Source organism: Nonomuraea sp. 3N208, from assembly GCF_052245935.1.
GTDB lineage: Bacteria > Actinomycetota > Actinomycetes > Streptosporangiales > Streptosporangiaceae > Nonomuraea.
On the sequence record NZ_JBQQBR010000002.1, the window covers coordinates 76,583 to 89,748 of the forward strand.

Consider the following 13,166-nt stretch of genomic DNA (forward strand, 5'->3'; position numbering starts at 1 on the left):
CCGGCACAGTCGTACACCCCCAACCAAGCGCTCGTCCATACGCAGGTGGCCGTTACGGTCAGGTACGCGGCAGCCGTACCCTTGTCTGAAAGGGCATGTCACGAAGGGACAAGTGGGATGAGTTCAGCGGGTGAAGGCCTGTCTCGCCCGCTTCCCGAGCAGGTGCGGCTCAATGTCGTCGACCTGGCGGCTCAAGTCCTCGGGACGATGCCCGGTGTTTCCATCCCGCCGCCGTTGCGCGGTATCGCCAAATTCGACCCGCGCAAGCGGGCCAAACTCGGCGGCGCGCCCATCGCGGCGCAGCTGGAGAACGACAAGAAGTTCCGCGAGCTGGTCGCCGAGTCGGTGGCCGCCGGGTGGCCCGAGCTGGTGGCCTCGCTGGCCGAGGGCAACGTGCCGCCGGCCGCCGATCCCGTGCTCGTGGCCGCGGCAGCCTACCTCATCCGGCCGCCCGGCTGGGAAGAGATGATCGAGCTCGCCCGCAACGACCTGGAGCAGTCGGCCGCGGCGGCCGAGGGGTCGGAGCGCGAGGAGACGGTCTCGCGGCTGCGTGAGCAGCTCGCCGCGCAGAAGAGCGCCGCCAAGGAAGAGGCCGACCGGCTGCGCGAGCAGGTCAAGGCCGCCCGCGCGGAGAACTCCGACCTGCGGCGCAAACTCCACGACGCCCGCGAGCGCGCCAAGGCCGCGGTCGCGCGGGCCGAGGAGATGGAGCGCGCGGCCGAGGACGTCAGGTCGGCCGCCGTGGCCGCGGGCAGCGCCGGCGAGTCCGAGCTGCGGCGGTTGCGCGAGCGGCTGGCCGATGTCGAAAAGCAGCTGGAGGCCTCGCGGCGGGCCGCCCGCGAAGGCAGGAGCATCGAGGATGCCCGCATCAGGGTGCTGCTCGACGCGCTGCAGGACGCCTCGGCCGGGCTGCGCAGGGAGCTCGCCCTGCCCACGACGATCAGCCGGCCCGCCGACTCGGTCGCCGCCGTCACGGGCGAGCGGCCCGGCGTGCGCGCGGTGCCCGCGCGCGCCCTCGCCGACGACGATCCGCAGCTGCTCGACCAGTTGCTGGCGGTGCCGCAGGTGCACCTGGTCATCGACGGCTACAACGTCACGAAGACCGGCTACGGCACGCTCACGCTCGCCGATCAGCGCAACCGGCTGATGACCGGGCTCGGCGGGCTGGTCGCGCAGACCAGGATCGAGGTGACCGCGGTGTTCGACGGCGCCGAGCTCAACGCCCCCGTCCAGGTGGTCGCGCCCCGCGGGGTGCGGGTGCTGTTCAGCGCGCCGGGGGAGACCGCGGACGACCTGATCCGCCAGCTCGTACGCGCGGAGCCGCCCGGCCGGGCCATCGCCGTGGTGTCGTCGGACCGCGAGGTGGCCGAGTCCGTCAGGCGGATGGGAGCCAGACCCGTTCCGTCTGCCTTGCTGCTGCGCCGGCTGGGCCGGGCCTAGATTACGAATTGACTGTTTGGGGTTAACCCCAGCCGCCACTTCTGTACTATTTCGCCCCAGGTTGTTATCCCTGGGAGGCGACACAGTGAGGTTTGGCCGGGTGCCGGTGGCCGCGGGTATCGCGTTCGGGCTGGTGCTGTCCCCCATGGGCGCGGCCGTCGCTGATCCCAAGCCCACTCTCAACCAGGCGAAGGCCAAGCTCGAGAAGCTCAACGACAAGGCCGACAAGGTCGTCGACCAGTACAACACGGCGACGGAACGGTACAAGAAGGCCAAGAGCGCCTACGTCAAGCTGAACGACAGCTACAAGAGCAAGCTGGCGACGGTCGCGGACCTGCGTGCCCAGGTGATCAGCATGGCCGTCGACAGCTACCGGCTCGGTGGCGACGTCACCTCCTTTCCCGGGCTGATCGGCGCGGACAACCCCGAGGACTTCCTGTCGCGAATGGCGGTGGCGGGGCAGATGTCGCAGGAGCGGGCGCAGAAGCTCACCGCTTTCGACCGGGAGAACCGCGGGCTGAAGGCCGAGCGTGACAAGGCGCAGGAGGCGCTGGAAGCGGCGGACACGGAACGTGACGGGGTGGAGAAGGAGCGCTCGGAGATCCTCAAGCTGATCGCCGAGCAGAAGAAGCTCCTGAAGAAGCTGGGCGCCTACAATCCCGGGAATCCCAACAGCGTCGGCATCAAGTACACGGGGCCGGCGTCGGGGAACGCGGCGGCGGTGCTGCGGTTCGCGTACGCGCAGGTCGGCAAGCCGTACATCTATGGGGGGACGGGGCCCGGGGGGTTCGACTGCTCGGGGCTGACGCAGGCGGCCTGGCGGGCCGGGGGTGTGTCGCTTCCTCGTACGACGTGGCAGCAGTGGGCGTGGGGAGCCGACCGCAAGGTGCCAATGGACCAGCTCCAGCCTGGTGACCTCATCTTCAGCGAGGGGCTGGGGCACGTCAGTATCTATGCCGGGAACGGGGAGATCGTGCACGCGCCGCAGACCGGCGACGTCCTCAAGGTCGTCAAGCTCTCCGACTACGGCCGCACCCTCGCCGGCGCCGTCCGCCCGTAAGGCGCTCAGTGCGCCGGTGAGGCGCTCGTCCGCCCGGCCACGGCCTGAACGCCGACTACGAGCGCGCGGGGGTTGCCGGTGGGTGTGCGTGCCCACCGAGACCGGCGGCCATCCCCGCGCACCCATCGACCCTGCGCCCACGCGCGTGTGGGGTGGCCGTCGGTTGTGCGGGTTCGGTCCGGTTGGGTTTCGGGCTGATAGCTCCGCGATTTCGATCTCCAGGGGGCTAGGTCGGCGGGGGAAGTCGGCCAGGGCGGGGAGTCAGCGGGGCGGGGGGTCAGCGGGGCGGGGGAGTCAGCGTGGTCAGGAAGGCGGAGACGGCCGGAGGGCGGTCGGTCGGGGGGAGGGTGGCGGCGAGGATGGTACGGGAGGGCAGGGGCGGTGAGGGGCGCAGGAGCCGGATGTCGGGGCGGACGGTCGAGTAGCCCGCGATCGACGGATACAGCATCACCCCCACCCCAGCGGCCACCAACCCCTGCCTGCCGTTCCAGTCGTCGCATACGTGGCTGATCCGCGGCGCCCGGCCCAAGGCCGCCGCGAGCTGGGCGATGGGACCGAGGCAGTCGGGATGGGTACCGTCGATCCACGGATCCGCCGCCAGATCCCGCAGCCGCACCCGGCCCCCCTTCGCCAGGGGATGGCTGACCGCCAGCGCGACCAGCAGCTCGTCCTCGTGCAGCGGCGTCAGAGCCACCCCGGCCGTGCCCGTCGTTCCTGAAGGGCCGGTCATGTCCCAGGAGGTCAGGAGGGCGATGTCGGTCTCACCGTCCAGTACGGCGGCGTACGGGTCGTGGTCGCCGGAGCGGACCGTGAGGGAGAGCTCCACGTCCGGATGCCTGGCCGCGAACGACCGGAACCGGTCGGGAAGGTAGCTGGTCGCGGCGCTTGGGAACGCCGACACCCGGACCCGTCCTGCCTCGGCCGTCGCGAAGGCTCGCATCCGCGTTTCGAACAGCCTCATACCCCGGAGCACCTCGTCCGCCTGCTCCAGCGCCGCCCGCCCGGCGTCCGTCGGCCGGACGCCACGCGGCAGGCGATCGAACAGCCGTACCCCCGTGTGCCGCTCCAGCGTGGCGATCTGCCGGGACACGGCGGGTTGCGTCATCGACAGCTCCTCGGCCGCAGCCGAGAACGATCCCAGCCTCCCAACCTCCACCAGCACCTTCAACGACCACACATCAAGCATGCATTGAGCTTATGGTTCTCATGCCGATCCCGCAGTGGTGTGCATGGCTGCGAGCGGTCATGCTCGGCTCTATGGACACAGAGACGATGGACAACCACCAGTACGCGTGGCTGAGTGAGGCGCTTCCGCGGGGGCCGCAGCGAATCCTCGACGCCGGTTGCGGGCGGGGCGAGCTGGCCGCCGCGTTGATGCGGCGCGGTCACCAGGTCACCGCCATCGACATCTCGCAGGAGGCCGTCGAGGCGGCGCGGGCGGCCGGCGTGCTGGCGGTACGGGCCGACATCGTGAAATATCCCGACTCTGCCGACGACGGGTCGGCCCCGGTGAGCTACTACGACGGTGGATCGTTGTTCGACGTCGTCGTCATGTCGCTCGCGCTTCACCACATGCATCCGCTCGAGGCGGCGCTGGACCGCGTGCTGTCGCTGCTCGTTCCCGGTGGGCTGCTGGTGGTGGACGAATTCGCGTGGGATTGGGCCGACCCGGCCGCAGCTACCTGGTTCTACGATGCCGGATCGTTGCTTGCCGCCGCCGGAGTGGCGGACTTCACACGCGAGCCCAGCGGCCCCGGACGGCACCCGGTCGAGCGGTGGCGGGAGGCGCACGTGGACCACGCCCCCGCGGACGACATGCTCGCCGCCCTCGCCGAACGGTTCGAGGTCGTGACCATGCGGCGAGAGCCGTACTTGTCGCGATATATCGGCGGAAAGCTGACGAACGGCAGCACCGACCTCCTCAACGAGCTATGGCGCATCGAACGGGACCGCATCGCCGCGGGATCGCTCCCGCACACGGGCTTCAGGATGACGGCGCGAAAGATGTGACGAAAGTGACAATTGGGACCTTACTCAACACTGTGCCGCCAATTGTGAGAAGGGTCACATTTGTATAACTGAACCTGGTGTTCCAGCAGGGACTTCCAAGCTGACTGGACCCGTTGTCGATCTTTACAACCTGACTGGCGTTTTGCCGATCCTTGACGTTTCGGCGTAGCTTCTGGCGTCGCAGCGAAAAGCCATGTCGCCGCGAACCCGCATCGGTCCGCCGATGTGAGCCAGATAGAGATCCGCCGGTCGCCGCCGTACGTCCCCTATGTCGAACAGACCTAGTCGAACAGAACAACGGACGGCGACCTGCCGAGTCCGTGCAGCCAGGAGGCACGGAGCCGGGGAACCATCGATCCCGATCCCAGGGATCAGGGGTGAATCGGCGCGTATCGCGCCGTAGGGCGACTTCCAGGCCCGAATCCGTCAGCTAACCCGGTAGGCGTTCGTGGAAGACTCAAGGAGCAATCCTGTCTACCTCCCTGCAAAACCCCCGTCTGTCCCGCATTGCCCTGAGTGGCGTAGCGCTCACCATGACCGTGACGGCCGGAGGTCTGATCCTCCATGCCCCGACGGCGCAGGCGGCGACGACCAGTGATTCAGCCGGTGCCTCCACGACCAAGGCCAGTACGACGGCTCGCTCCGTGACGTCGGCCAAGGCGCTCAAGGTCGCCCGGCAGAAGGCGAAGGCCCTCAAGGCCGTCGCCGTGGCCAAGGACCAGGTCGGTGACCCTTACCGGTACGGTGCCACGGGCCCTGGTTCGTTCGACTGCTCCGGCCTGACCCAGTACGCCTGGAGGAAGGCCGGGGTGACGATCCCCCGCGTGGCGGCCAGCCAGTTCGCCCGTATCAAGAAGAAGGTCTCCTGGAAGAACCTCCAGCCAGGCGACCTGATGTTCTTCAGTGGGCTCGGTCACGTGGGCATTTACGTCGGCGATGGCAAGATGCTCCACTCCCCGCGGACAGGCCAGCGGGTGCGTATCGACAAGCTGAGCAGCTGGCGCAAGGCGTCTTTCGTCGGCGCTGTCCGTCCCGGCGTGTGAGGAAAAGGGCCCCGATCCCATCGGGGCCCTTTCTTCATGCTTCCTTCTGGTACGGCAAGCCACCGTCCCCCAAACGCCGTACGGGGCCGAGGGCCTTCCAGGGAGACGGTTTCTGAGCCCTTCAGTGGCGGGCCGCCGTGACGACGCCATGTGGGCCGTCTCCGTGGCGCAGTGGGCCCGGCTCAGATCGGGTCCGGCCACGATCGGGCCCGGCTACGATCGGGGATCGTGTCCGAGCAGGTGAGCCGACGAGCCGTGGTGGCCGGACTCCTGCTCCTCGCCTTCGCCCCCGCCAGCGCCCCGGCCCTCGAATCCCCCTTCCTTCCCCCGCAAGCACGCGACCTGTGGCGCGACGGCGTCCTCCTGGCCCGCGGAACGCGTTCCCTCGTCGTCGGCCACCACACCCCGGCCAGCACGCTCGACGAGTTGGCACGGCGGGCCGACACGGCGGGGCGCCGGGTGTCGGACGTCCTCGGCCGGCCTGTGCGGCCGCTCGTCGTCGTCCCCCAGTCCGCCCCCGAGACGGCCGGGCTGGCCGGAGTGGAGCGGGTCGACGGGCTGGCCGCGGTGGCCGACCGCGGCCGGGTGATCGTCGTTCCCGAGGTCTTCGCCCGGCTCAACCCCATAGGGAAGGACGTCGTGCTCGCGCACGAGCTCACCCATGTCGTGGCGGGCACCGGGAACCTGCCCGTCTGGCTCTACGAGGGGTTCGCCGACTACGTGGGCTACCGGGACGCGGGGCTGCCCGTCCGGACGGCCGCCGCCGAACTGGGCGACGAGGTGCGGGCCGGGCGGGTGCCGAGCGAATTGCCCGGGCCTGCGGCCTTCGCGGCGGATGGCCGGGACCCGGTGCGGCTCGCACGGGCGTACCAGGAGGCCTGGCTGGCGTGTCGCTTCCTCGCCGACCGGTTCGGTGAGGAGAACCTGGTGAGGTTCTACCGTGATGCCCAGGCGGCCGGCGTCGATCGGGCGCTCGCCTCGCTCGGGCTCTCCGTGGCCACGCTGACGGCACGGTGGCGCGCGTACGTGCGGGACCAGCTCGCGTAAGGGGGAGGCAGATGAGCGAACGGCACGACACGGACGACGCAGAACTGGACACTACGGGCGCAGATCCAGCCGGTCGGCGCTCCGCCGATGACGGAGAGCGGGCCCGAGGGGGAAACCCGGGGGTGGATGAGGGCGTGGGGGATGCTGAGAGGGGGGTGCGTCGGCAGGCGGCGTTCGCGGCGATAGGGCTGGGGGCCGTGCTCCTGGCCGTGGCGGCCTTCACCACCCCCTGGCGGGTGCTGGCCGCAGGACCGCCAGACCCGGCCCGCGACTTCACCGCCGCCCAGATCGCCAGAGCGCAGGCGTTCGACGCGGCGACCACCCTCCCGAGCTACCTGTCGCTCGCCCTGTCGATCATCATCGCCGGCCTCCTGGTGGCCACCCCGATCGGCGCGAAGGCCGTGGGCCGGCTGAGAGGCCCGTGGTGGCTGAGGGTGATCCAGGGCGTCGTCGTCATCACCGCGCTCACCGAGCTGATCCGGTGGCCGCTCGGAATGTGGTTCGAGACGCTGCTGCGCGCCTTCGGGCTGTCCACCCAAGACTGGGCGTCCTGGGCCGGCGACCGGCTCAAGAGCCTGGGCGTGCAGGTGGCCATCCTCTGCCTGATGCTGGTCGTGCTCGTGGCGCTGGCTCGCAAGGTGCGGCGCTGGTGGATTCCGGCGGCCGTAGGGGCGTTCGCGCTGACGGTGGTGGCGTCGTTCGTGTATCCGGTGGTGTTCGAGCCGCTGTTCAACGACTTCACGTCCATGCAACAGGGCCCGCTGCGCAAGAACCTGCTGGCCATGGCCGAACGGGACGGCGTGCCGGTGGAGGACGTGCTGGTGGCCGACGCCTCGCGCCGGACGACTGCGCTCAACGCGTACGTGTCCGGCTTCGGTGCCACCCGCCGCATCGTCGTCTACGACACGCTGCTCAAGGCCCCGCAGCCGGAGGTGGAGCTGGTGGTGGCGCACGAGCTGGGCCACGCCAAGGACAACGACGTGCTCTCCGGCACGCTCATCAGCGGCCTGGGCGCCGGCCTGGGCGCGGTGCTGCTGTTCCTGGTGTTCGATCCGGTACGCCGCCGCGTCGGCGTCACCTCCATCGCCGACCCCCGCGCAGTGGGCGCGGTGATGGGCCTGATGACCCTGGGCTCACTGCTCCTGGGACCCGCGGAGAACCTGATCAGCCGCCACATCGAGGCCCGGGCGGACCTGCACGCCCTTGACCTCACCAGGGACCCGGCCACCTTTATACAAATGCAGAAACGCCTGGCAATCACCAATATTTCCGACTTGGCGCCGGATGCGGTGGAATATGTGCTCTATGCCTCGCATCCCACCAGCCCCCAGCGCATCGCCATGGCCCGCGCATGGGCGAAGCTGAACGGCATCCCGGTGCCGTGACCAATGTGCTCATCGTCACGAACGACTTCCCGCCCAGGCCGGGTGGCATCCAGTCGTTCGTCCACGGGCTCGCGCTGCGGACACCGGGCGTGGCCGTCTACGCACCCGCCTGGCCGGGCTGCGAGGAGTTCGACCGGCGCCAGCCGTACCGGGTGGTGCGGCATCCGACGCGGCTGATGCTGCCGACCCCGGCCGTGGCACGTCGTGCCGCCCGGCTGGTGGCCGAGCACGGGGCGGGCACCGTCGTGTTCGGGGCGGCGGCGCCGCTCGGCGTGCTCGCCCCGCACCTGCGCAGGGCGGGCGCGCGGCGCGTGGTGATGCTCACCCACGGCCACGAGGCGTCGTGGGCGAGCGCGCCGGGCTTCCGCGCCGTGCTGCGCAGGATCGGCGAGCACGCCGACGTGGTCACGTATCTCGGCGAGTACACGCGGCAGCGGCTCGTCGCGGCCATCCCGCCGGCCAAGCTCGTACGGCTCGCGCCCGGCGTGGACGCCGGCCGGTTCCGCCCCGACGTGCCCAAGGCCGAGCTGGGCCTGCAGGGGCGGCCGGTCGTGGCGTGCGTGTCGCGGCTGGTGCCGCGCAAGGGCCAGGACCAGCTCATCAGAGCCTGGCCTCAGGTGCTGCGGGCGGTGCCGGACGCCGTCCTGCTGCTGGTGGGCGGCGGGCCCTACCGGCGCACGCTGGAGCGGCTGGCGGCCGGGCACGAGTCGATCAGGTTCACCGGCACGGTGCCGGCGGCCGGCCTGCCGGGTCACTACGCCGCCGCCGACGTGTTCGCGATGCCGTGCCGTACCCGGTGGGGCGGGGTGGACGTGGAGGGGCTCGGGATCGTGTTCCTGGAGGCATCGGCCACAGGCCTGCCGGTGGTGGCCGGCGCGTCGGGCGGCGCGCCCGACGCGGTCAAGCATGGCGAGACCGGGCTCGTGGTGGACGGCACGGACCCGGAGGAGATCGCGCAGGCGATCGTCGAGCTGCTGAGCGACCCGGACAAGGCCCGCAAGATGGGCGCCGGCGGCCGCGACTGGATCGCAGCCGAATGGTCGTGGGAGCACGTCGCGGCCCGTTTCCAGAGCCTCCTCTAACCTTTGGTCGAGCCGAGCGTGAGCCCGGCCACGAACTGCTTGTGCAACATCTGGAACACGATCAGCGTCGGCAGCGCCACCAGCACCGACCCGGCGGCCAGCAGGTTGTAGTCGGTGAAGAACTGGCCGCGCAGGTTGTTCAGCGCCGAGGTGACGGGCAGCTTGTCGCCCGACGACATCAGCACCAACGCCCACAGGAAGTCGTTGTACATCCAGGTGAACTGCAGCGTGGACAGCGCCGCCAGCACCGGACGGCACAGCGGCAACGTCAGCCGCCAGTAGCGCTTCCACACCCCGGCCCCGTCCACCAGCGCCGCCTCGCTGATCTCCTCGGGGATCGTGCGCATGAAGTTGGCCATGACGAAGACGCAGAAGCCGAACTGGAACGCCACGTGGATGAGGATCAGCCCGAGGTAGGAGTCGTAGAGCGACTGCGAGCCCGACAACCACGCGGGCAGCGGGATCAGCGCGTAAAGGGTGTAGAGCGGGGTGATGAGGACCTGCGGCGGCAGCAGGTTCCCTGCGGTGAACACGATCAGCAGCGTCTTGCGGCCCGGGATGCGCAGCCGCGCGATCGCGAACGCCGTGAACGACGCCAGGAACAGCGTCAGCAGCACGCCGGGGATCACGATGATCAACGTGTTGAGGTAGTAGCGGGGTAGCTCTGCCTGGCTCCACGCCTGCCCGTAGTAGTCGAGCGTGAGGTGCTCGGGCAGCGAGAAGTAGCCGAGCCTGGCGGTCTCCTCGTACGGACGCAAGGAGGCGTACACCGCCAGCGCGAGCGGCAGCAGCCATCCCAGCGCCACCAGCACCAGGAACGCGTGCAGCAGGATCCGCAACGGCCGCACGGGCCGCCGTGAAGGCGATCGCTGCGCCTCGGCCGGGGGAGCAGCGGTCGGTGCGGTGAGCGTCATCGCCCCTCCTCCCTGAACAGCTGCGACAGGTAGGTGACGATGAACCCCAGCGAGATCACCAGCAGCACTACCGCGATCGCGGAGCCGAACCCGATCCTGCTGGCCTCGCCCACGATGTTCTCGGTCACGAGCACGGACAGCAGCTCGAGCCCGTTCCTGCCCTTGTTGATGGCGTAGACGATGTCGAACGCCCGCAGCGCCTCGATCACCGTGATCACCAGCACGATCACGTTGATCGGCCGCAGCGTCGGGAACACCACGCGGAAGAACGCCTGCCGTTCGTTGGCCCCGTCGATGGCCGCCGCCTCCTTCAGCGCCGGATCGACCGCCTTCAACCCCGCCAGATAGATGATCATGACGTAGCCGACGTGCCGCCAGGCGGCCGCGACCATGACGACCCAGATGTTGATCGAGCTGTCGCCGAGCCAGTCCACGCTCAGCCCGGTCACCGCGTTCAGCACGCCGTAGTCGGCGGAGTAGACCAGCTGCGCGATGAAGCCGACGACGGCCAGCGACAACACGACCGGCATGTAGAGCGCGCTCTGGTAGACGCGCGACAGCCGCAGCCGCCGGTCCAGCAGCACCGCGCAGAACAGCCCGAACGGCGTCGCGATCAGCCCGAGGAAGCCCAGCCACAACACGTTGTTGCGGATGGCCGACCAGAAGGGCGGGTATTCGGCGGTCAGATCGTGGTAGTTCTGCCCGCCCACCCACTCGATGGGGCCGATGCCGCCCCAGTCGGTGGCGGACAGCCCGATGGAGGCCAGCGTGGGCCCCCAGATGAAGCCCACGTTGACGATGACGGCCATCCCCAGCCCGATGACCAGAATGGTCACGTCGCGGGCGGAGTAGCGACGGGTCTTGACAGCCATCAGCGGAAGATGTTGGCCTTCTGCTTCTCGATGCTCGTCAGCAGGGAGTCGATCTCGTTGGGCTTGCTCACGAACGACTGCAGCGACGGGATCATCACGGTGGAGGCGAAGTCCGGCCGCGTGTCGCGGTCGAGGAACTGCGCGATGTGCGTGGCCTTCGACACCAGCTCGGCGCCGCGCTTCTGCAGGGCGCTGTAGCCGGAGGTGTCGGCCTTGGAGCTGGCCGCGAGCGTGCCCGGGTCCAGCTTGGTGGCGATGTTCTGCGAGGAGGCCTGGGCGAGGTGCTTGAGCAGCGCCTTGGCGCCGTCCACGTTCTTGGCCTTGGCGGAGATCATGTAGCCGTCGATGGGGGCGTCGATCGAGTCGGTGCCGTACTGCGGGTTGATCTCCGGGAAAGTGAAGAAGTCGAGGTCCTCGCGGTCGGCCTCGGGGAACTGCTGGGCGACGAACATGCCGAGCACGTACATCCCGGTCTTCTTCTGCGCCAGCGACTGCCCGGCCTCCTGCCACGTACGCCCGAGCGCCGCGGGCTGGTGGTACTCCATCAGCCCTCGCCACGTGTCGAACACCTGCTTGACCCGCGGGTCCGTCCACGACTCCTTGCCGCCCATGAGCGAGATGTGGAAGTCGTAGCCGTTCGTGCGCATGTTGAGGATGTCGAACGTGCCCATCGCCGGCCAGCCGTCCTTGTCGGCGAACGCGATGGGGATGATCCCGTCGGCCTTCATCTTCTTGGCCAGCGCGGTGAACTCGTCCAGCGTCGCGGGCGGCTCGTACCCCTTCTCCTGCCAGACGCTCTTACGGTAGAAGACCGCCCACGGATAGTACGTGGACGGCACGAAATACTGCTTGCCGTCGATGCCCGTCGACTGGTCCTTGAACGCCTGCGTGTAGTCGCCGCCGATCTCCCGCCACACGTCCGAGATGTCGATGGCCAGCCCCTGCTCGGCGAAGAACTGCATGCGGTATCCCGCGAACCAGGTGAACACGTCCTCGGGCGTGCCCCTGAGGTAGCGGTTGATGTTCTCCTGGAACGTGTTGTGGTCGACAGTGTTGATCTTGACTGTGGCCTGGGTGAAGGCCTTCACCTGGGTGTCGAGGGACTTCTTCGGGATCTCGTCGGAGGCGTTCGAGCCGATCGTGACCGTGCCGAGGTTGCCGCCGGAGGCAGTGCCGCCGCCGGGGGCGGGAGAGGGGGTGTCGGATCCGCATCCGACGAGGGCTGCGGGGACGCCGAGCGCGGCGGCTCCGAGCAGCAGATTGCGGCGGGATATCGGCAGTCGTTGGGCCATGGGGGTTCCTCCTAGCCGGACCCTTCAGATTCCCCCGAGTTCGCTCACCTTCATTCATCGAAAGGCCAACATTTCGGACTGTCAACGCACGGTTTCATGACGAATCGGCCACAGTCGCAGCGTCGCGATCGTGTCATCATGCGTGCGGGATGGTGTCGGAATCTGTTGGGATCTGGTGATGCGATGCTCGCCCCGCAGCGGCAGCAGGCGATTCTGGAGCTCGTCAGGCAGAACGGCGGCGTCCGGGTGATCGAGCTGGTGCGGGCGTTCGGCGTCTCCGACATCACCATCCGCCGCGACCTGGAAATGCTGGCCGAGCGCGGCCTGCTGGCCAAGGTGCACGGCGGCGCCACCGTTGTCGGATCCGGCATCGGGTCCACCGACGAGCCCGGCTTCGCCGTCAAGTCCGTACGCCAGGAGGAGGAGAAGCGGGCCATCGCCCGCCAGGCCGCCGCCCTGGTGGACGCGGGCACCGCGGTGGCGCTGTCGGCGGGCACCACTACGTGGGCGCTCGCGCACCGCCTGGCCGCCGTGCCGGCCCTGACCGTCGTGACGAACTCGGTGCGCGTCGCCGACGTCTTCCAGCGCTCGGGACGTACCGACCAGACGGTCGTGCTCACCGGCGGCGTGCGCACCCCCTCCGACGCCCTGGTCGGACCGGTCGCGGTGACGGCGATCCGGCAGCTCAACGTGGACCTGCTGTTCCTCGGAGTGCACGGCATGACCGTCCGGGCCGGCTTCACCACCCCGAACATGATGGAGGCGGAGACCGACCGCGCGCTCGTGGAGGCCGCCGGGCGGCTGGTCGTGCTCGCCGACCACACCAAGTGGGGCACGGTCGGCATCAGCACCATCGCCAAGCTCGGCGAGGCCGACATGCTCGTCTCCGACTCCGGGCTGCCCCGGCCGGCCAGGGAGGCGCTGGCCGAGCAGGTCGGCGAGCTCGTCATCGCCGACCCGGCCGGGCCGCGGCCGGCGTAGCGCCGGCGAGCTTACGATCGCCGGCCCTGACGCGGGGGCG

The 13,166-nt window shown here is 69.5% G+C and carries 12 protein-coding genes and 1 riboswitch; of the genes, 8 read left to right on the forward strand and 4 right to left on the reverse strand.

Features of this window, described 5'->3' with window-relative positions; translation table 11 throughout:
• Positions 1 to 117 precede the first annotated feature (117 nt).
• Together ACTWPT_RS02725 and ACTWPT_RS02730 are read left to right on the forward strand one after the other, a co-directional pair.
• Positions 118 to 1,440, forward strand: coding sequence for an NYN domain-containing protein (locus tag ACTWPT_RS02725; RefSeq protein WP_443175604.1), 1,323 nt, complete (start codon positions 118 to 120; stop codon positions 1,438 to 1,440).
• A gap of 85 nt (positions 1,441 to 1,525) precedes the next feature.
• Entirely contained in the window at positions 1,526 to 2,500 is a 975-nt protein-coding gene (locus ACTWPT_RS02730; RefSeq protein ID WP_443175605.1) for a C40 family peptidase, read from the forward strand.
• Positions 2,501 to 2,777: 277 nt separating this feature from the next.
• Here ACTWPT_RS02730 and ACTWPT_RS02735 read toward each other — a convergent pair whose 3' ends face one another.
• Positions 2,778 to 3,686, reverse strand: coding sequence for a LysR family transcriptional regulator (locus ACTWPT_RS02735; RefSeq protein WP_443175606.1), 909 nt, complete (start codon positions 3,684 to 3,686; stop codon positions 2,778 to 2,780).
• A gap of 71 nt (positions 3,687 to 3,757) precedes the next feature.
• On the opposite strand from ACTWPT_RS02735, the gene ACTWPT_RS02740 reads away from it, so the two are divergent.
• The 5 genes from ACTWPT_RS02740 (at position 3,758) to ACTWPT_RS02760 (ending at position 9,067) form a co-directional block, all read left to right on the forward strand.
• Positions 3,758 to 4,510: a class I SAM-dependent methyltransferase gene (locus ACTWPT_RS02740; RefSeq protein ID WP_443175607.1), complete on the forward strand. Its 753-nt coding sequence runs from the start codon at positions 3,758 to 3,760 to the stop codon at positions 4,508 to 4,510.
• 300 nt (positions 4,511 to 4,810) lie between these two features.
• Positions 4,811 to 4,970: riboswitch (cyclic di-AMP (ydaO/yuaA leader) on the forward strand.
• A 73-nt stretch (positions 4,971 to 5,043) separates the two neighbouring features.
• Positions 5,044 to 5,553, forward strand: coding sequence for a C40 family peptidase (locus ACTWPT_RS02745; protein ID WP_443175608.1), 510 nt, complete (start codon positions 5,044 to 5,046; stop codon positions 5,551 to 5,553).
• 228 nt (positions 5,554 to 5,781) lie between these two features.
• Complete coding sequence (locus tag ACTWPT_RS02750; protein ID WP_443175609.1) at positions 5,782 to 6,600, forward strand: hypothetical protein; 819 nt, start codon at positions 5,782 to 5,784, stop codon at positions 6,598 to 6,600.
• A gap of 134 nt (positions 6,601 to 6,734) precedes the next feature.
• On the forward strand, positions 6,735 to 7,985 hold the full coding sequence (locus tag ACTWPT_RS02755) for a M48 family metallopeptidase (protein ID WP_443175610.1): 1,251 nt from the start codon (positions 6,735 to 6,737) through the stop codon (positions 7,983 to 7,985).
• Positions 7,982 to 9,067 carry a glycosyltransferase family 4 protein gene (locus ACTWPT_RS02760; protein ID WP_443175611.1) on the forward strand — a complete coding sequence of 362 codons (1,086 nt, stop codon included), beginning with the start codon at positions 7,982 to 7,984 and terminating at the stop codon, positions 9,065 to 9,067. Before ACTWPT_RS02755 ends, ACTWPT_RS02760 begins: the two co-directional genes overlap by 4 nt.
• Here the strand turns inward: ACTWPT_RS02760 and ACTWPT_RS02765 are convergent.
• From ACTWPT_RS02765 to ACTWPT_RS02775, 3 genes are read right to left on the reverse strand one after another with little or no spacing between them, the layout of a single operon-like run.
• Positions 9,064 to 9,981, reverse strand: a complete 918-nt coding sequence (locus ACTWPT_RS02765; RefSeq protein ID WP_443175612.1) for a carbohydrate ABC transporter permease — start codon at positions 9,979 to 9,981, stop codon at positions 9,064 to 9,066. The genes ACTWPT_RS02760 and ACTWPT_RS02765 overlap by 4 nt on opposite strands.
• A complete protein-coding gene (locus ACTWPT_RS02770; RefSeq protein ID WP_443175613.1) occupies positions 9,978 to 10,853 on the reverse strand; it encodes a carbohydrate ABC transporter permease in 876 nt (291 codons plus the stop codon). The genes ACTWPT_RS02765 and ACTWPT_RS02770 overlap by 4 nt, the downstream gene beginning before the upstream one ends.
• Positions 10,853 to 12,145, reverse strand: coding sequence for an ABC transporter substrate-binding protein (locus tag ACTWPT_RS02775; protein WP_443175614.1), 1,293 nt, complete (start codon positions 12,143 to 12,145; stop codon positions 10,853 to 10,855). The genes ACTWPT_RS02770 and ACTWPT_RS02775 overlap by 1 nt, the downstream gene beginning before the upstream one ends.
• 183 nt (positions 12,146 to 12,328) lie before the next feature.
• Between ACTWPT_RS02775 and ACTWPT_RS02780 the strand changes: the two genes are divergently transcribed.
• Positions 12,329 to 13,126, forward strand: coding sequence for a DeoR/GlpR family DNA-binding transcription regulator (locus ACTWPT_RS02780; RefSeq protein ID WP_443175615.1), 798 nt, complete (start codon positions 12,329 to 12,331; stop codon positions 13,124 to 13,126).
• Positions 13,127 to 13,166: the final 40 nt, after the last annotated feature.

What these genes read in the sequence shown, in the direction of transcription:
- ACTWPT_RS02780 (WP_443175615.1), top strand. Translation starts at nt 12,329, where the DNA reads ATGCTCGCCCCGCAGCGGCAGCAGGCGATTCTGGAGCTCGTCAGGCAG.
- ACTWPT_RS02770 (WP_443175613.1), bottom strand. Translation starts at nt 10,853, where the DNA reads ATGGCTGTCAAGACCCGTCGCTACTCCGCCCGCGACGTGACCATTCTG.
- ACTWPT_RS02745 (WP_443175608.1), top strand. Translation starts at nt 5,044, where the DNA reads ATGACCGTGACGGCCGGAGGTCTGATCCTCCATGCCCCGACGGCGCAG.
- ACTWPT_RS02725 (WP_443175604.1), top strand. Translation starts at nt 118, where the DNA reads ATGAGTTCAGCGGGTGAAGGCCTGTCTCGCCCGCTTCCCGAGCAGGTG.
- ACTWPT_RS02775 (WP_443175614.1), bottom strand. Translation starts at nt 12,145, where the DNA reads ATGGCCCAACGACTGCCGATATCCCGCCGCAATCTGCTGCTCGGAGCC.
- ACTWPT_RS02740 (WP_443175607.1), top strand. Translation starts at nt 3,758, where the DNA reads ATGGACACAGAGACGATGGACAACCACCAGTACGCGTGGCTGAGTGAG.
- ACTWPT_RS02765 (WP_443175612.1), bottom strand. Translation starts at nt 9,981, where the DNA reads ATGACGCTCACCGCACCGACCGCTGCTCCCCCGGCCGAGGCGCAGCGA.
- ACTWPT_RS02735 (WP_443175606.1), bottom strand. Translation starts at nt 3,686, where the DNA reads ATGCTTGATGTGTGGTCGTTGAAGGTGCTGGTGGAGGTTGGGAGGCTG.